Origin of the sequence: Pontibacter indicus, assembly GCF_900156345.1 — a bacterium.
Lineage (GTDB): Bacteria > Bacteroidota > Bacteroidia > Cytophagales > Hymenobacteraceae > Pontibacter > Pontibacter indicus.
This window is the reverse complement of the sequence record NZ_FTPP01000002.1, coordinates 295,269-313,240: the sequence shown is the minus strand read 5'-3', so window position 1 is coordinate 313,240 and position 17,972 is coordinate 295,269. Positions and strand designations below refer to the sequence as shown.

11 protein-coding genes are annotated in these 17,972 nt (G+C 51.6%); 2 read left to right on the top strand and 9 right to left on the bottom strand.

Going from position 1 to position 17,972, the window contains the following annotated elements; all coding sequences use genetic code 11:
* Positions 1-88: 88 nt before the first annotated feature.
* The 3 genes from B0B12_RS09935 to B0B12_RS09925 all read right to left on the bottom strand — a co-directional run bounded on the left by B0B12_RS09935 (position 89) and on the right by B0B12_RS09925 (position 5,338).
* The gene (locus tag B0B12_RS09935; RefSeq protein WP_076668422.1) at positions 89-1,063 is read right to left on the bottom strand and encodes a polyprenyl synthetase family protein; all 975 of its coding nucleotides are present in this window, start codon (positions 1,061-1,063) and stop codon (positions 89-91) included.
* Positions 1,064-1,071: 8 nt separating this feature from the next.
* On the bottom strand, positions 1,072-3,330 hold the full coding sequence (rnr, locus tag B0B12_RS09930; RefSeq protein ID WP_076670206.1) for a ribonuclease R: 2,259 nt from the start codon (positions 3,328-3,330) through the stop codon (positions 1,072-1,074).
* A gap of 172 nt (positions 3,331-3,502) precedes the next feature.
* Positions 3,503-5,338 carry an ABC transporter ATP-binding protein gene (locus B0B12_RS09925; protein ID WP_076668419.1) on the bottom strand — a complete coding sequence of 612 codons (1,836 nt, stop codon included), beginning with the start codon at positions 5,336-5,338 and terminating at the stop codon, positions 3,503-3,505.
* Between the two features lie 105 nt (positions 5,339-5,443).
* Between B0B12_RS09925 and B0B12_RS09920 the strand changes: the two genes are divergently transcribed.
* Positions 5,444-6,106 (top strand): HAD family hydrolase, encoded by a 663-nt coding sequence (locus tag B0B12_RS09920; protein ID WP_083704178.1) that lies wholly within the window; start codon positions 5,444-5,446, stop codon positions 6,104-6,106.
* A 57-nt stretch (positions 6,107-6,163) separates the two neighbouring features.
* Here the strand turns inward: B0B12_RS09920 and B0B12_RS09915 are convergent, their stop codons facing one another.
* From B0B12_RS09915 to B0B12_RS09905, 3 genes are all read right to left on the bottom strand, one after another.
* Entirely contained in the window at positions 6,164-6,784 is a 621-nt protein-coding gene (locus B0B12_RS09915; RefSeq protein ID WP_076668417.1) for a lipoprotein signal peptidase, read from the bottom strand.
* 97 nt (positions 6,785-6,881) lie between these two features.
* Complete coding sequence (gene ileS, locus B0B12_RS09910) at positions 6,882-10,235, bottom strand: isoleucine--tRNA ligase (protein WP_076668415.1); 3,354 nt, start codon at positions 10,233-10,235, stop codon at positions 6,882-6,884.
* 870 nt (positions 10,236-11,105) lie between these two features.
* A complete protein-coding gene (locus tag B0B12_RS09905; RefSeq protein ID WP_076668412.1) occupies positions 11,106-12,608 on the bottom strand; it encodes a glycine--tRNA ligase in 1,503 nt (500 codons plus the stop codon).
* Positions 12,609-12,837: 229 nt separating this feature from the next.
* Here B0B12_RS09905 and B0B12_RS09900 point away from each other — a divergent pair, with 229 nt between their 5' ends.
* On the top strand, positions 12,838-13,974 hold the full coding sequence (locus B0B12_RS09900) for a hypothetical protein (protein ID WP_076668410.1): 1,137 nt from the start codon (positions 12,838-12,840) through the stop codon (positions 13,972-13,974).
* 322 nt (positions 13,975-14,296) lie between these two features.
* On the opposite strand, the gene B0B12_RS09895 is transcribed toward B0B12_RS09900, so the two are convergent.
* From B0B12_RS09895 to B0B12_RS09885, 3 genes are all read right to left on the bottom strand, one after another.
* Entirely contained in the window at positions 14,297-14,755 is a 459-nt protein-coding gene (locus B0B12_RS09895) for a hypothetical protein (RefSeq protein WP_076668407.1), read from the bottom strand.
* A gap of 90 nt (positions 14,756-14,845) precedes the next feature.
* Positions 14,846-15,352: a DUF4385 domain-containing protein gene (locus B0B12_RS09890; RefSeq protein ID WP_076668404.1), complete on the bottom strand. Its 507-nt coding sequence runs from the start codon at positions 15,350-15,352 to the stop codon at positions 14,846-14,848.
* Positions 15,324-17,402 (bottom strand): cation:proton antiporter, encoded by a 2,079-nt coding sequence (locus tag B0B12_RS09885; RefSeq protein WP_076668402.1) that lies wholly within the window; start codon positions 17,400-17,402, stop codon positions 15,324-15,326. The genes B0B12_RS09890 and B0B12_RS09885 overlap by 29 nt, the downstream gene beginning before the upstream one ends.
* Positions 17,403-17,972 lie beyond the last annotated feature (570 nt).

The following is a 17,972-nucleotide window of genomic DNA, read 5'->3' as shown; positions in this document are numbered from 1 at the left end:
TACCTCTCTATACCTGAAAAGTCCTCTGCTGTACCTATGCCCTACGCTCCGCGAACTAACAATTTAACAATCCAACAATTTAGCAATTCTAACTATCCCTATCCATCAGCTGCAGCGCCAGTCCATGAAGGATGGTTTTGCGCTCGGCAGGAAGCTGCACGGCGTCCAGATGCTCCAGCGCCTGCTGGAAGTAGAAGTCGATTTGCTGTTCGGTTTGCTTACGCATGTTGAGCTGGTCGTACACGGCGGTAATGGCCTGCACCTTTTCTTCGGCTATACCTGCGTCGGTGTTGTCGCGCCAGTCGAGGATGGTCTGTAGCTGCTCCGGATTGGCTTGCTCCAGGGCCGTCAGCATCAGGAAAGTCTTCTTATCGGAGAGGATATCGCCGCCCACCTGTTTGCCGAACTTGGCCTTGTCGCCGTACACGTCGAGCAGATCGTCGCGAAGCTGGAAGGCAATGCCTACGTTGTCGCCAAATTGCTTCAGGTGCTCAGCATCGCTGTCGGGTGCTCCCTGCAGGATGGCGCCCAGCTCCAGGCTGAAGCCTACCAGCACAGCGGTCTTGAGCGTGATCATGTGGATATACTCTTCGATGCTCACCTGGTCGCGGCGCTCAAAGTTCATGTCGAGTTGCTGGCCTTCGCAAACCTCAGCGGCCGTTTTGCTGAAGAGCTGCAGCACTTTGCCCAGTTTGTCGGGCGCTATACCTAAGAGCATTTCGTAGGCACGCACCAGCATCACATCACCACTCAGAATGGCGGTGTTGGCATTCCACTTTTCGTGCACGGTTTGCTGTCCGCGGCGCAGTGGGGCCTTGTCCATGATGTCGTCGTGCATGAGCGTGAAGTTGTGGAAAACCTCTACGGCCGCAGCGGGCAATAGCACGTTTTCCACATCTTCATCGTACATTTTTGCAGCCAGAAGCACCAGTAAGGGCCTTATCCGCTTTCCGCCCAACGACATGATGTAGCGGATGGGCTCATACAATTCCGCCGGCTGGTCGCCGAAGCGGAGGTTATTCAGCGTTTGGTTAAGCTGGGTTGAAAGCTGCGTGATATCCACAGGTTGTATTAATGTCTTTTAAGGGTTTCTACCAGTTCCATGTCGATGGTGCGCTCGGCCATGTTGGCGCTCACGATCTCGACCATCACTTCATCTCCAAAAGAGATAATGCGCTTCGACTGACGACCAATGATGCGGTAGTTGTTGGCGTCCAGCTCGTAGTAGTCGTCGTTCAGACTCGAGAGGCGCACCATGCCTTCGCACTTGTTCTCTTCAATCTCCACAAATATACCCCATTCTGTCACACCAGACACAATTCCTTTGTACTGATTGCCAATCGTGTCTTTCATGAACTCTACCTGCTTGTACTTGATAGAGGCGCGTTCAGCGTCGGCGGCGCGCTTCTCCATCTCCGAAGAATGGCGGCAACGCTCCTCAAAAGCCTCTTTGTCTTCTGAAGTGCCACCGTCCAGGTAATGCTGCAGCAGGCGGTGCGCCATCATATCCGGATATCGACGGATGGGCGACGTAAAGTGCGAATAGTGGTCGAAGGCCAAGCCGAAGTGGCCCTCCGGCTCGGTGCTATACTTGGCCTTGGCCATCGTGCGAATCGCCAAGTTCTGCAACACGCTCTGCTCGGGTTTGCCCTCAATTTCGTGCGTCAGGTTGTTCAACTCTTCCGAAATATCGCCTTCCGGGTCCACCTTATAGCCAAACTTACGGGCAAAGAGCGAGAACGTACTTAGCTTGTCGGGGTCTGGGGAGCCGTGTGTGCGGTACACCATGGTCGGGCGCTTCTTGCCTTTGCCTAAGCCGTAGACAAACTCGGCCACCTTTTTGTTTGCCAGCAGCATGAATTCCTCGATCAGCTTGTGGGCGTCCTTGCGCTCCTTCACATAGATGGAAAGCGGTTTGCCCGTCTCGTCGAGCCTGAACTTCACTTCTACCGTCTCGAAGCTGATGGCGCCGTTTTTAAAGCGCTTCGCCTGCAGTTTCTTTGCGATGCCATTCAAAATGTTGATTTCTTCGGCAAAGTCGCCCTTGCCTGTCTCAATGCGCTCCTGCGCCTCTTCGTAGGCAAAGCGGCGGTCGGAGTAAATAATGGTGCGGCCAAACCACTCGTTGTATAGCTTACCGTTATCGTCCAGTTCAAAAACGGCAGAAAAAGTCAGCTTCTCTTCGTTCGGACGCAGCGAACACAGGTTGTTGGAAAGGCGCTCGGGCAGCATGGGGATGGTCCGGTCCACCAGGTATACCGAGGTGGCTCTGTGGAAGGCTTCTTTCTCGAGCAGGCTGCGCGGGTGCACGTAGTGTGTCACATCGGCAATGTGCACGCCGATCTCCCAGTTGCCGTTCTCCAGCTTCTGAATAGACAGTGCATCGTCAAAGTCCTTGGCGTCGGCCGGGTCGATGGTGAAGGTAGTGACGTCGCGCATGTCGCGGCGCTTGGCAATCTCGCCGGCGGGAATCTTGTCCGAGATCTGCTCGGCCTCTTCTTCCACCGCTTCCGGAAACTCAAACGGCAAGCCGAACTCGGCCATGATGGAGTGAATCTCGGCCTCGTGTTCTCCGGCCTGGCCAAACACCCTTACCACTTCGCCGGTCGGGTTCTTCCCAGGTTCCTTGGGCCACTCAATGATCTTCACCAGCACCTTGTCTCCTGACTGCGCCCCGTTCAGGTTGCGCTCGCCTACGAACACGTCGAAGTAGAGTCGCTTGAAATCGGGTACCACAAAGCCGAAGTTTTTGGTCAGTTCCATCAAACCCACCAATTCGGTGCGGGAGCGCTCCAGCACCTCAATCACCATGCCTTCGGCACGGCCGCCATGCATCGTTGGCAGTACTTCCACCTTCACCAGGTCGCCGTCCATAGCGTATTTCAGGTGCTCGCGGAACACACGCACGTCATCTTCTGTGTCCTCCGACACGATGTAGGCATACTTGCTGTTGGCCAAATCTACGCGGCCCGTGATGATGTTGACACGCAGGTTAAGCTGGAATTTGTCGCCGTCGATGAGCAGCACCTTGTTTTCTCGCACCAGGTTCACCAGGATGCCCTGCAGCTGTTCGCGGCCTTTCTTGTCAACTATACCTAGTCGTCGGGTTATCTGGCGCTGCGTGAAAACGGTGTCGGGGCTACTGGAGAACATCTCCAGCACAATGCCTTTGGCCGAACGGTCTTTGCCACCCCCTTTGCGGTCGTTGCCTCTGCGGGAGCCTCTGTCGGCTGATGGTTCTCTTCTGGAAGACTCGCCTCTGCGGGAGCCGCCTCTATCGTTGCGGCTGTCTTTGTCTCTGCCGCCTTTGCTTGGTCTTTTACTTCTCATGTATCTTGTTTCTATTGGCCAGTGCAGGTATGCCGCATCTTGGGCCAGGATAAGCATTGGTTGAAATGGTTTTGCCTCTATACGCCCGCAAGGCAGGCTAAGGTTAAAAGCTGTTAAATTTCAGGTGAAATTATAGAGAAAAGTCTATATAAGGACTATCCGGATGGTTATATTAATCCTGATGTTGCGCTATACCTGATCTCAGGACTTCCCGCTTTTCCTGCGCCGCCACAATGGCCTCGGGGCCGCCCGCAGGTATAGCTTGCAGCAGCGAACGGGTATAGGCATGCTGTGGGTTTTGAAAGAGCTGCGCCGGCGTTCCCTGCTCCACAATGCGCCCTTCATGCATCACCAGAATGCGGTCGCTCATGTGCCGGGCCACGGCCAAGTCGTGGGTGATGAAAAGGTACGTCATATTGAAATCGCGCTTAAGCTCGTTGAGCAGGTTGAGCACCTGCGCCTGCACCGACACATCCAGCGCCGACACCGACTCGTCGCAGATCAACAGTTTGGGCTGCAGCGCCAGGGCGCGTGCAATGGCGATCCGCTGCCGTTGCCCACCCGAAAAGGACTGTGGATAACGCTGCGCATGCGCTGACGTAAGACCTACCCTCTCAAGTAGTTCCAACATATTACCACGGCGTTCTTTGTCGCTTCCGTACAACTTATGCACACGCATTGGCTCCAGGATGGCCTCGCCTACGGTGTGCATGGGGTTGAGCGAGGTATAGGGGTCTTGGAAAATCATTTGGAAATGGCGGCGGCTCTGCCGCAGGGTTTCCGCCTTCATGCTGGCAAGATCTTCTCCTTCGAACAAAACCCTCCCCGCCGTCGGCTCCACCAACTGCAGAATGGCACGCCCTAACGTAGTCTTACCACTTCCTGACTCGCCCACCAACGCGATCGTCTCGCCGTGCTTTGCATCGAAGCTCACACCGTCCACAGCTTTTACATAGCCTGTGGTGCGGGAGAAAATACCCTTTCTGATAGGGAAATGTACTTGTAAATCCTCCACCTGCAGCAAAGGCGGCTTTTGGCTGTTATCGCGCTGTTGCTTGATACCTGTTACCGTGCCTACATAGGCATTCACAACATCCACCAGAGACGGCTCGTATACCTGCTGCTTCTTTTCATGGATAATGCCCTGCTTGTCCTCTTCCATAAAGTCGGCCACCGTAGCCAATTTGGACTGCGGTTTGGTACTGAGCGTAGGCCGGCAGGCCAGCAGGCCTTTGGTATAGGGGTGCTGGGGATTAGTGAAGATGTCGAGCACCTTACCCTGCTCCACCACACGGCCTTTGTACATCACTAGCACACGGTCGGCTATCTCGGCCACCACGCCCAGATCGTGACTGATAAACAGCACGGCCATGTTCTGCTTCACTCGCAACTCGTCAATCAACGAAAGCATACGCGACTGCACCGTTACGTCCAGGGCGGTCGTTGGCTCGTCGGCGATCAGGAGGCTGGGCTTACAGGCCATGGCCATGGCGATCATGACGCGTTGCTTTTGCCCACCGGAAATTTGGTGTGGATAAGTGTCGTAGATCTGTTCCGGCCTAGGCAGTCTGGCTTGTTCAAAAAGGTACAATACGCGTTCCCTCGCCTCTTCTTTGGGAATACGCTGGTGCCACAAGAGTACCTCCGCTACTTGTTGTCCACAGGTATGGACGGGGTTGAGTGAGGACCTGGGGTCCTGAAAAATCATCCCGATCTCGTTGCCCCGAACCTGTTGCAATTGCTTTTCCTTCAGCTGCAGCACGTCAACTGCTCCTAGCCGTCTTGATTCAAACATAGCCTTTCCGCTTGTCTGCGCATTAGGGTCCAGCAGTTGCAGCAGCGAGAGTGCCGTCACCGACTTCCCCGACCCTGACTCGCCTACTATTGCCACTGCCTCACCGGGGTATACAGCAAAAGAAATCCCATCCACCGCCCGGACTATACCTTGGCGTGTGGCGAAAGTGGTCTCCAGATCCGTAACCTGGAGTATGGGCGTTGGTATAGACAAGGGTGATATGCTAGGTGCTTCTGGTAAAAATAAGGTTTTTTGAATGATTGCAGTGCTTATCTTGTTTCCGTTTTTTACATGACATTTAAAGCGACTATAAAAACTATGCATAACAAATTAGAATCAAGCCACCAGTCCGGTTCAGTTTCCTTTGAAGCAGGTAAGAAAAGCACGATCATCTGGGATCTCGGCGCTGTGCTCATCGACTGGAACCCGCATTACCTATACCGCAAAATTTTCGACGATGAAGCAGAGATGCACCATTTTCTGGAGAACGTCTGCACCTTTGAGTGGAATGAAGAACAGGATGGCGGACGCACGATACAGGAGGCCAACGACTACCTAATTGCCAAAAATCCTGAGCACGAAGAACAGATAAAAGCCTATTACGGCCGCTGGGAAGAAATGCTGGGCGGGCCGATTGAAGCATCTGTGGAGATTTTTCGGGAAATGAAAGCACGCGGAGAGCACAAATTGTATGCCCTTACTAACTGGTCTGCCGAGCTATTCCCGATTGCCCTGGAGCGTTACGACTTCCTGAGCTGGTTTGACGGCATCGTGGTGTCTGGCACCGAAAAAGACCGCAAGCCCAACCACAGCTTTTACCATACCTTGCTGAACAGGTACAGCGTGCAGCCTTCAGAGGCACTTTTCATTGATGACAACCTGCGTAACATCAAGGCCGCCGAGCAACTAGGCATCGAGTCGATTCATTTCACCTCGCCGGAGGAGTTAAGAAAGCGGCTGGAGAAAATGGGAGTTCTCTAAAACAAAAAAGCGGCTGCTCCACATGGAACAGCCGCTTTTCTTACATCTAGTTATACCTTACAAACCTTGTTGCTCCGCAGCAGGCTGCTTTGCTGGCTCATCGTAATGGGCAAAGAAACGCTTTTGGTTAAAGAGGATGATTAGCACCCCAATGAAGATGGCCGAATCCGCGACGTTGAAGATAGGCCACAGCGACATCGGCTTTCCGCCTAGAATCGGAATCCAGTTTGGTACGATGCCTTCCCAGATGTCGATGTAGAACATATCGATTACTTGCCCGTGAAACCAGGGCGTTGACGAGCCATACGGGTGGTTGTCAAACCAAACACCATAGAAGGTACTGTCGATCAGGTTGCCGATGGCGCCGCCCAGAATCAGGCCAATACACCAGATCAAGCCTTTAGGTGCTTTCGTTTTCACCAGATGGTAAATGTAGTAGGCTATACCAAACACGGCCACCAAACGGAACAGCGACAGCATCAGCTTACCGTAATCAGAACCGAGCTCGACACCGAATGCCATACCCGGGTTCAGGGTATAGTGTAGCTTCAGCCAGTCACCCAATAGCACGATTTCGCCCGGCATGCCCATTTCCATGTTGTAGTGCACGATCAGCTTCACAGCCTGGTCGATGATGATGACGATGAGGGCCACCAGGTAGTACTTCCAATATTTCATGTTTCGTCTAGTAGGCTGCAGGGTATCTGTCTAACCGCCGCAGGATAAAGGTATAAGGTATAGCCCCGGCTGGTTTTCAGCCGGGGCTTGAATTATATTATGCTACTACCGCTTCGGTGCGGATGTTGATGTTCACCTGGTAATCGTCCACCTCGAGCACTGTTCCATCTACCACGTTGTCAGCTAGTTCCAGGCTCAGTGCCTGTGTCTCGGCCTGGATGTAGTCGCGGAATTTTTCCACAGCGGCATTTACCTCCGGCACAGAAGCCTGGAGCACGATATGGATCTTATCCTGCACCTCCAGGTTGCTGTCCTTGCGCAAGTTCTGGATACGGTTCACCAGCTCGCGGGCGATGCCTTCCTGCTTCAGCTCCTCGGTGATGGTCACATCCAGCGCCACAGTCAGTTTGCCCTCACTGGCTACCAACCAACCCGGAATGTCTTCCGAAGAAATCTCCACATCATCCGGCGTCAGTACCACCGTTTCCTCGTCGTTTATCGGCAGGTCTATACCTCCTTCACGCTCCAGACGGGCAATGTCGTCCTGATTCATTTGCTGCACGGCGGCGGCCACCAGCTTCATCTTCGGACCAAACACCTGACCCAGCTTCTTGAAGTTCGGCTTGATCTTCTTCACCAGGATACCCGATGTGTCGTCGATGTACTCCACGTGCTTGATGTTCACCTCGCTCATGATCAGGTCTTCTACAGCCTGAATTTGCTGACGGGTCTTGTCATTCAGCACAGGTATAAGAATACGCTGCAACGGCTGACGCACCTTGATGAAGTGCTTCTTGCGCAGCGAGTGCACCAGCGACGAAATGGTCTGGGCCAACGCCATACGCTCTTCCAAATCCTTGTCGATGGCCGTGTGCTCTACTTCCGGGTAATACGCCAGGTGCACCGATTCTTCCTTGTGCTTACGGCTCACGTGGTTCAGGTCGCGGTACAGTTGCTCGGCATAGAACGGCGCAATTGGCGAAGCCAGCTTGGCAATGGTCTCCAGACAGGTATAGAGCGTCTGGTAAGCGGCTATCTTGTCTTCGTTGTACTCGCCTTTCCAGAAGCGCTTGCGGTTGAGACGCACGTACCAGTTGCTTAGGTCGTCCACCACAAAATCCTGGATGGCACGGGCAGCACGGGTTGGGTCGTAGTCGTTCAGGTATGAATCCACATCTGCTACCAGCGTGTTCAGCTTGGAGATGATCCAGCGGTCGCTTTCGGTTCTGCGCTCCAACGGCACGTCTGCCTCGGCATAGGTAAAGTTGTCGAGGTTGGCGTACAGGGCAAAGAAAGAGTACGTGTTCTGCAGCGTACCGAAGAAACGGCGCTGCGTCTCTACCACACCTTCCGGGTTGAACTTGAGGTTATCCCAAGGTGGCGCATTGGCGATCATGTACCAGCGCACGGCATCCGGACCGTACTTGCCGATCATCTCAAACGGATCGATGGCGTTGCCGAGGCGCTTGCTCATCTTGTTGCCGTTCTTGTCGAGCACCAGACCGTTAGCGATGACGTTCTTGTAAGCTACGCTGTCCTCCAGCATCACCGCCAAAGCATGCAGCGTAAAGAACCAACCGCGTGTCTGGTCCACCCCCTCGGCGATGTAGTCGGCCGGGAAGTTCTGCTCGAATATTTCCTTGTTCTCGATCGGGTAGTGCCACTGTGCATAAGGCATGGCGCCCGAGTCAAACCACACGTCGATCAGGTCTGTCTCTCTGTACATTGGCTTGCCGGACGGGCTCACCAGCACGATGTTGTCCACATACGGGCGGTGCAGGTCATTGATCTCCACGGAAGCCTCCATGTAGCCTTTTTCCACGGCACGGTCGATCTCCTCGCTCAGCTGCACGATCGAGCCGATGCATACCTCTTCCTCGCCGTCTTCTGTCCGCCAGATCGGCAGTGGCGTGCCCCAGTAGCGGGAGCGCGACAGGTTCCAGTCCACCAGGTTCTCGAGCCAGTTACCAAAGCGGCCTGTACCCGTAGACTCCGGTTTCCAGTTGATGGTCTTGTTGAGCTCGATCAGTCGGTCCTTCACCGCCGTGGTTTTGATGAACCAGCTGTCGAGCGGATAGTACAACACCGGCTTGTCCGTACGCCAGCAATGCGGGTAGGTATGCTCGTATTTCTCTACCTTAAAGGCTTTGCCTTCTTCTTTGAGTTTGATCGCGATCAGCACATCGGTCGGCTTATAGTCAGCGGCTGACTCGTCTTCGCCGGTGTAGTTCTTCACGTACATGCCGGCAAAGTCGGTGATCTCCTTTACAAAACGGCCTTGCTTGTCCACGATAGGGGCAGGCTTGCCATTTTCATCCATTACCAGCAGCGCCGGGATGTCGTTCTGGGCAGCTACCCGGAAGTCGTCCACACCAAAAGTTGGGGAGATGTGCACGATACCCGTACCGTCTTCTGTGGTCACGTAATCGCCAATGATCACACGGAAAGCGGGTTTGTCCGGCTGCACGTAGGGCATCAGTTGGTGATACTCCACACCGGCCAGGTCCGCGCCCGTAAATTCCTCTACTACTTTGAACGGGATCAGTTTGTCGCCTGAGCTGTAGTCAGTCAGGGCCAGGTCTGCAGCTTTCGGGTTGAAATAACGACTCACCAGGTCCTTAGCCAGGATCACCGAGATCGGCTCGTAGGTATAGGGGTTGTAGGTTTTCACCTTCACGTACCTGATGTTCTTGCCCACAGCCAGCGCCGTGTTAGCAGGAAGCGTCCAGGGCGTTGTCGTCCAGGCCAAGAAGGCCACTTTTTCTTCCTCATACTCGAAGAGGAACATGTTGCGGGTGATTTTCTTTACCTCGAACTGCGCCACGATCGTGGTATCTTTCACCATCTTGTAGCAACCCGGCTGGTTCAGCTCGTGCGAGCTCAAACCGGTACCCGCACCCGGCGAGTAAGGCTGGATGGTATAGCCCTTGTACAAATAGCCTTTGTCGTAGAGGCGCTTCAACAGGGCCCATACCGACTCGATGTATTCGTTCTCAAAGGTGATATACGGATTGTCGAGGTCCACCCAGTAGCCCATCTTCTCGGTCAGGTCGTCCCACTGGCTCTTGAAACGCATCACGGTTTCGCGGCAGCGCTGGTTGTACTCCTCTACCGTGATCTTCTTGCCGATATCTTCTTTGGTGATGCCCAGTTCTTTTTCTACCTGCAGCTCTACGGGCAGGCCGTGCGTGTCCCAGCCGCCTTTGCGGTTTACCTGGAATCCTTTCAGGGTCTTGTAGCGGCAGAAAATGTCTTTCACGGCGCGGGCCATCACGTGGTGAATACCCGGCGTACCGTTCGCAGACGGTGGTCCTTCATAAAATACGAAAGGCTTGTGCCCTTCCCTCGTCGCAACTGACTTCTGGAAGATGTTGTGCTCCTTCCAGAATGCCAGTACCTCCTCGCCTACCTGGGCGTAGTTCAGGTTTTTGTACTCGTTATACTTTGCCATTTTCAGCACTTAAACTTCCGGTAATTCTTCTTTTCAAAACAGCTGGATAAAGCTAATCTGTCAGTTTTGGACAGGTATAGGATCTGTTTCAGAGCCGCTACATGCCTCGCGAATGCAATAAGTTAGCAATATACTCAGGATTGCTAATTTAACTGCAAACCCTCCAAAAGGAGCGTCAGACTTTAATAGATTCCCGCTGTAATGCAAAGGTAAGTATTTTTAAATTTTTGAGGCTTTCCGCTCGATCGCTCAAAAGACTTTTCCATTTTTTTGTTCTACCTATACCTAACAAGTAGAACACTGACTTGGTGCTATCATGGAATCTATGTTGTGGAATACTAAATCAAAAACCGCTTCTACGATCCCCTTTCGCTTTTTCCTTATGTTTTATACACCACATTGGTAGCACCTTTCCTGACCTGAAATAGCTTTAAACCTACCAGTAGTATTAGCAAATGATTTGGTATAAAATACTCTTTTTAAGATGCAGCTATACCTGCTTGTCAGAGTTAAGGAGTACTCAGGTATAGCTGGTTTGATTTTGTAATTCCTTTTAGACTTTTAAGAAAGTAGTTAGATGTGGATAAAAGCACCTTGCATTTAACTTAATTATTTTATTTCCAATCGTTTACACCGCTATACACTATTTTTTATCGTCGTTGTTCCACATATTACAACTCGATACTTAACATAACTAAAGCACTTTCAAGCATTCTGAGACAAATTTTTATCTAAACAAGGTATAGCAATTTATATTGAAGGCTGGCTAATTATTTCATTTGAACCTCTACTTGCTTTGTATACCTAATAAAAAAAGCGCCCGCAACTTGTTGTTGCGGGCGCTTTTGTGTGATCGGCTATACCTATACCTTAGCCTAACTTCTCGAATATGCTTTTGAAGCTAACGGCTTTGTTGATGTAACCGTGCAGCTCGCTGATTGGCATGCGTACCTGCTCGCGCGAGTCGCGGTCGCGTACCGTTACGGTGTTGTCTTCCAGTGTCTGATGATCCACAGCCACACAGAACGGTGTTCCAATCAAATCCTGGCGGGTATAGCGCTTGCCAATGGAGTCACGCTCCTCGTAGATTGCTTTGAAGTCATACTTGAGCGAGTTGAAAATCTCAGTCGCTTTCTCTGGTAGTCCGTCTTTCTTGGTGAGCGGCAGGATGGCTACCTTTACCGGAGCCAGCGCCGGATGGAACTTCAGGAAAGTACGCGTCTTGGTCTGGTCTCCTTCTGTAATCTCCTCTTCGGTATAGGCGCTGCACAGCGTCATCAGGAACAGGCGGTCGGCGCCAACTGATGTCTCCACCACATAAGGGATGTAGTTGCCGTATGGCTTGCCGTCCTCGTTCAGGTCGTTGTCGAAGTACTGCAGTTTCTTGCGGCTCAGCTCCTGGTGCTGCGTCAGGTCGAAGTCGGTGCGGGAGTGTATGCCTTCTACCTCTTTGAAACCGAATGGGAACTTGAACTCGATGTCCACGGCGGCGTTAGCGTAGTGGGCCAGCTTCTCGTGGTCGTGGTAGCGCAGGCTCTCGGCAGGTATACCGATGGCCTCGTGCCATTTCTTGCGGCTCTCTTTCCAAGTGTTGTACCACTCCATCTCAGTACCAGGGCGCACGAAGAACTGCATTTCCATCTGCTCAAACTCACGCATGCGGAAGATGAACTGACGGGCCACGATCTCGTTGCGGAAGGCTTTTCCGATCTGGGCGATACCGAACGGCACACGCATGCGGCCAGTTTTCTGCACGTTCAGGAAGTTCACGAATATACCTTGAGCTGTCTCAGGACGCAGGTAAATGGTGCTGGCATCCTCGGCTACGGAACCTACCTGGGTAGAGAACATCAGGTTGAACTGACGTACTTCGGTCCAGTTAGATGTACCGGAGATCGGACACTTGATGCCTTCACGGATAATCAGCTCGCGTACCGCATCCAGTTCCTCAGCGCCGAGCAAACGACCCATCTCCACCAGCAGCTCGCTGGCTTTGTCGTAGTGGCCGTCGGCTTCGTACTGGGCGGCTTTCTCTTCGATCAGCACGTCTGCACGGTAGCGCTTCTTGGAGTCCTTGTTGTCGATCATCGGGTCGTTGAAGCTATCGATGTGACCGGAGGCTTTCCAGGTGAGCGGGTGCATGAAAATGGCAGCGTCTATACCGACCACGTTCTGATGCAGCTGCGTCATCGACTTCCACCACAGGTTCTTAAGGTTATTCTTCAGTTCTACGCCCATCTGGCCGTAGTCATACACGGCCTGCAGGCCATCGTAGATCTCGCTGGAAGGGAACACGAATCCGTACTCCTTTGCGTGCGAGATGATATCTTTTAACTGTGCGTTTTCTACAGGGGTTTTCTCTTGTGTCGCCATGCTGCAAAGATAGAAGATTAAAGGGTGATTATGCCATAGGCTTTTCATTGTTTTTCGGCACGTTACGGCCTGATTGCCTCTGGAGCCGATACACTAACCATCAGCCAGCCACCATGTTGCTGCTTAGAAAAGTGCATCTGTTAACAATTTCTTAACATAGGGCTTATCTACTTCCTTGGTGTTTTGTAATAACTTGCGCCGATTTTTATTCTCACTCACCCAATTTACGATGGCCAAGACTAAAAAAGGCAAAAAACACGTAGTCCCAACCCAACCCCATAAGTTTACAAGGCGACTTGGCCTTCTGGATGTAGTGGTCCAGAAAGAAAAGAAATTTCTTTACTTTATCGCCTTCTCCTTAATCGCTGCGGGCGCACTTTATCCCTATCCCTCCATCGCCATGTGGGTAGGCTTCGCATTCGCTGGCTACTCGGCTATTGCCAACGACAGCATCCAGACCATCGGTACGTTTATCGGCTCCAACGAAGACAAGAAGTGGTATTGGCAGTGGCTCTTTATGGGCCTTATCTTTGTCGCTACGGTATCATACAGCTGGTTTGTGTTTGATGGCGACGTGTCTTACCAGCGTCTGGCCACACCCGGCCTGGAAGTAGCACCTACCAGTTTTGTATACCTGCAATTGGCCTCCCCGATCATCCTGCTGCTGCTTACAAGGTTCCGTATACCTGTTTCCACTACCTTCATGCTGCTCAGCGTGTTCACGGCCACTTCCGGCACCATCCTGAGCATGCTCAACAAAAGTATAGCAGGTTACATCGTGGCCTTCATCTCGGCCCTGATTATTTACCTGACGCTCACTAAAGTGATCAAGCGCTTCATCAAAGGCAAAGCGCACTATGCCTGGACGGTGGCGCAGTGGGTGATCAGTGGTTTTTTGTGGTATATCTGGTTGGCTCAGGACCTGGCCAACATCGCCGTATACCTGCCGCGTCAGCTCAATGTGTATGAATTCCTGGCCTTCACGCTGTTTATTTTCCTTGGCCTTGGCTTCCTGTTCTACAAGAAGGGAGACAAAATCCAGAACATTATCAATGAAAAGTCAGAGGTACGTGACGTGCGTAGTGCCACCATCATCGACCTAGTTTACGCGCTTATCCTTTACGTTTTCAAGGAGGTGAACAACGTGCCGATGAGTACTACCTGGGTTTTCATCGGTCTACTGGCCGGCCGCGAACTGGGCATGCGCCTGCGTGCTCAGGACAGCAGCACCAAGTTCATGAAGACGCTCAACCTGATTGGAAAGGATATTCTTTCCGTGACCATTGGCCTGATCGTGTCGGTTATTCTGGCCGTATCCATCAATCCTAAAATACAGGAGGAGATCTATAACTTCTTCTTCAACTAAGGTTCACCTGAACTGCATAAAAAAAGCCCGGCTCGTCCGGGCTTTTTTTATGCTCTTGTGTACAGCTATACTTGAAATTGGCGCTCCTATACCTGCTCAAGCCCTTTCAGACAAGTTTTTCCACAGTGCCATACCTATCTCTAAGGTATAGCACTTACCAAGTTCACCTTACATGTTAGGCTCTGTTTTTATCCTTAAACCAGGTATAGTTAACTGGTTTTTCTGCTCTATACCTGTACTTGACGGGGCTGCTCATTTGAGTTTGGCATAAAAAAACCCGGCTCCTTTGCAGCAGCCGGGCGGTATGTAGTAACTGTTATTCTTATTTCTCTGGCCAAACCACCTCGAGGTTGTCGTTGATGAACACACCGAAGTTTACGGCAATCAGTTGGTCCTCGTCGAAATACAGGTCGATCATTTCTTTTTCGTAAGAGATGCGTGTTTCGCCTGTTTCCATTTCCTCTTCCTCCAGATCCTCGTAACCGTGATCAGCAAAAAGCCTCTTCAGCTGCTCCTGGCTCATCTCGAAAATGCGCTCCTCCCACAATTTCACATCGCGGTTGGCTGTTTCAATACAGCTCAGCTTATAGTCGTCCTCCTTGTCGAAGTACAGCGAGTAACCCTCCTCCCAGTAGTTCCAGGCCTGGTGCTCAAACTCATCCTCCTCGTCAGACTCTTCTATCTCTTCAGGTTCGCCCAATAGCGCTTCTACTTCTTCCATTGTAAGGCCAAACTTGATTTTTCCAAGCCCTTTGCCTAACCTGATTTCTTTGTTAACCATGTTGCTCTCTAGTTTTATCTTGTATGCAAAGATATGTGATTTACTAATTTCGGAATTAAAAGGTTAAATGAATAATCTCGCGTCGATTTTTTAAGATTCGTATTTTGCCCTGAACTCGGCCATCAGCTTTTTATACGTTTCGTTCTCCTTGGCCTGGTCCCACTTCTCCTTGAAAATGCGCGCCGATTCCGCCTTTACCGGATCCGGATCTAGTGGCAACTGGTCCCGTCCGTGCGCTCCGCTCTGCCCTTTCTTGTCATCCGGAACCGAGCCTTTGTACTTCTGGCCTGTGCGGTGGTTGGCGTAGCGGCGTGAGCGGGTGTACCCCATCTGCAGGAACTTGCGTGCCATGTCGGCGCCCACAAAGTCGTTCTGACGAAGGTAATCCAAAAACAGACCGTAGATATGCTCCGACGACTCCCGTGCGATCTCAGGCGTCTTAAAGCGCCAATGCGGCAATATCTCCGACTTATAGGGTTCTACCAGCAAAACGCCCTGCTCTCCCTTTCCGATACGGTACAGCTCCGGATTTTTCCGGAAATCCGTTTCCCGGAAATCCAGTTCGTAGTTAAAAGCCTTCGATTTCCCTTGGTTCATTGGTATAGCCAGTTGTCTTGTACTGATTGTCCTGGTACATGTTCGGGTACTGCTCCGGGTATAAGATGATAAAGCTGTTGTCTTTGTAGTTACGCGAAAGCACACGAGGCACTGTGTCGAGCACACCGTTGTAGGATACAGTGCCCTTGCGCGCCGATATCACCACTACCATATCGTCCTTGCCTATACCTGTCTGGTTTTGCTCGAACTCTGCCATGGAAGGCCTTGGCACGTAGGTCGCGTCTACGGCTGGCTTGCTGCCCTTTACCGTGGACTTGAGGTTGTTCATCGTCCTGTGGCCTGCCATGAACACCACTTTGGCTCCTAGCTGCGTCGCCAATATGCTCACCGTGCGCATCCAGCGCAAATAGCCTCTCTCCAGTTCGGCGTAGGCCGGCACGATCACCACAATACGGCGCGTTGTGTTGAGCGGCTGCATAATCTTGCACACCAGTATCATCTGCTCGGTGTTCTCCAGCAGGTTGTCGAGCACCGTCCCGAAAATGCGGTCGCGGGTCGTGATCTTTGCGTTCCAGCCCAGCAGCACTTCCGTAATCATCAGCTCTTTGATGGCGCGCAAAATGCCACTGGCTATGTTGATGTCGATTTTGGCGACCAGCTGCACATCGTTGTCCGTAGCTGAGGCGTAGGTTATGGCCTCCTGCAGCATCTTGTTCTTCTTGTAGATCTCTTCTTCGGCCTGCTCGTTGTCCAGCACGACGGCCAGCGGGTAGATGGGCTCCTGATAATCCGGGTTGCGCAGCATCACCGCCAAATCGATCAGGTTCTCGATGTTCTTGGGGTTGGCGATTGGCACCAGAATACGGTCCGGCTTCTGGCTCAGGTCGGGTTTGCGCCGGCTCTCGATGATTGCCTGTTTCTTGGCCACCTTCTCCGTCACAAAGGAACTCACCAGGCAGCTCACCAATATCAGTACGATGGTTCCGTTCAGGGCTTCTTCGTTGATGATGCCAAGGTTATAGCCCACCAGGATTACGGCCAGCGTAGCGGCAGCGTGGGCACTGCTTAAACCAAATATCAGATCGCGCTGTGTGGCGCTGTAGCCGTATACCTTTTGCGTAACCCAGGCCGCCAGGTATTTGGTGGAGAGCGCTACAACTACAATGATCCCGGCAATAATCAAGGCCTCTGGTCCGCGGAAAAGTACGCTCAAATCCACGATCATGCCCACGTTGATCAGGAAGAAGGGAATGAAAATGTTGTTGCCCACAAACTCGATGCGGTTCATAAGGGCCGAGCTGTGCGGTATAAGGGTATTAAGCGCCAGCCCCGCCAGGAAGGCGCCGATAATGGCCTCTACCCCTGCCAGCTCTGCCAGGAAGGCGGCTGCAAACACCAGTGTGAGTACGAAAATGTACTGCGCTCCTTTTTCGCTTTCAATCTGTTTAAAAAACCAACTTGCCAGGCGTGGGAACACGAACATGACAATGCCTCCGAATATGGTCAGGGAGATGGCCAGTTTTATCCAATACCACGCATCCAGGTTGCCTGCCGCCCCGCCTGCCACTACGGCCAGCACCAACAGTACGGCCGTGTCGGTCACTATCGTGCCTCCAATGGTCACAGTCACTGCTTCGTTTTTGGTTAGACCTAGTCTGCTGACAATGGGGTAAGATATCAGAGTATGTGAGGAGAACATACTTGAGAGCAGTATGGCGGAAATCAGCTCATACTCCATGATGTAATAGAAGATGACCGTTCCGACTGTGATAGGGATCAGAAACGTGAATGCGCCAAAGACCAGGCTCTTATTCCGGTTCTTTTTGAAATCTACCATGTCGATTTCAAGGCCGGCCAGGAACATGATGTAGAGCAAGCCCACTGTCCCGAACAGAATGATGCTGGAGTCGCGCAGCAGTAGGTTAAATCCGTTTGGACCTACAATGACTCCTGCCAGTATAAGGCCTACTATACCTGGTATTTTTAATTTATTGAGGATGATGGGGGCAATCAGAATAATCAGGAGCACCAGCGTGAAAATCAGCACTGGGTCTTCGAAGGGGGGTACTAGTTTTAATAGTAATGTCATAGTTTTATTTTAGCGTTCTTTTTTCTCCCTATAAAGATAGGGCTTTTTAATTTTTTGGCTTTGCCTGCTCTCTGCTTTTCTAGTCCGCTCATCGGCTTTTTCCTCCCTTTTTTGGCCAACTTATCCAGCTTTCCACATCTTACCTGACCTTATTAATTTTAATTAGATAAGTTTTTAAATAAATCTTCTTTCATCATTAAGGCTGTTTATAAGTTGATAAGTGTGGAACATTCTGACTTGTCCTCATTTTCATTTCCTATACCTTGGCTGTGCACCTTACTTCCCACACTTTATCTTTTTGTTAATTTTTAGATTTCAGTTACTTAAGCCCTTTATCCACTTTTACCCATTTTGTGTGCATTACTTTTTTCACACTTACCTCCAGCCGTGGAAAAGCCTTTTTTGCATGTCTCTTTGTCAACCGCTTTCCACTTTTTATGTGTTCCACAGCCCTTTGGCTATATCTGTGGAACATGGTCGTGTGGAGTTATCAGATTTGCTCCACACTTGTCCACAGTTATACCCACCTTTTTTGTGGATTTCTAAACAGGATTTTTGATTTAAGGAAAA

What these genes read in the sequence shown, in the direction of transcription:
- B0B12_RS09915 (WP_076668417.1), bottom strand. Translation starts at nt 6,784, where the DNA reads ATGAAATATTGGAAGTACTACCTGGTGGCCCTCATCGTCATCATCATC.
- B0B12_RS09890 (WP_076668404.1), bottom strand. Translation starts at nt 15,352, where the DNA reads ATGAACCAAGGGAAATCGAAGGCTTTTAACTACGAACTGGATTTCCGG.
- rnr (WP_076670206.1), bottom strand. Translation starts at nt 3,330, where the DNA reads ATGAGAAGTAAAAGACCAAGCAAAGGCGGCAGAGACAAAGACAGCCGC.
- ileS (WP_076668415.1), bottom strand. Translation starts at nt 10,235, where the DNA reads ATGGCAAAGTATAACGAGTACAAAAACCTGAACTACGCCCAGGTAGGC.
- B0B12_RS09905 (WP_076668412.1), bottom strand. Translation starts at nt 12,608, where the DNA reads ATGGCGACACAAGAGAAAACCCCTGTAGAAAACGCACAGTTAAAAGAT.
- B0B12_RS09920 (WP_083704178.1), top strand. Translation starts at nt 5,444, where the DNA reads ATGCATAACAAATTAGAATCAAGCCACCAGTCCGGTTCAGTTTCCTTT.
- B0B12_RS09895 (WP_076668407.1), bottom strand. Translation starts at nt 14,755, where the DNA reads ATGGTTAACAAAGAAATCAGGTTAGGCAAAGGGCTTGGAAAAATCAAG.
- B0B12_RS09900 (WP_076668410.1), top strand. Translation starts at nt 12,838, where the DNA reads ATGGCCAAGACTAAAAAAGGCAAAAAACACGTAGTCCCAACCCAACCC.
- B0B12_RS09885 (WP_076668402.1), bottom strand. Translation starts at nt 17,402, where the DNA reads ATGACATTACTATTAAAACTAGTACCCCCCTTCGAAGACCCAGTGCTG.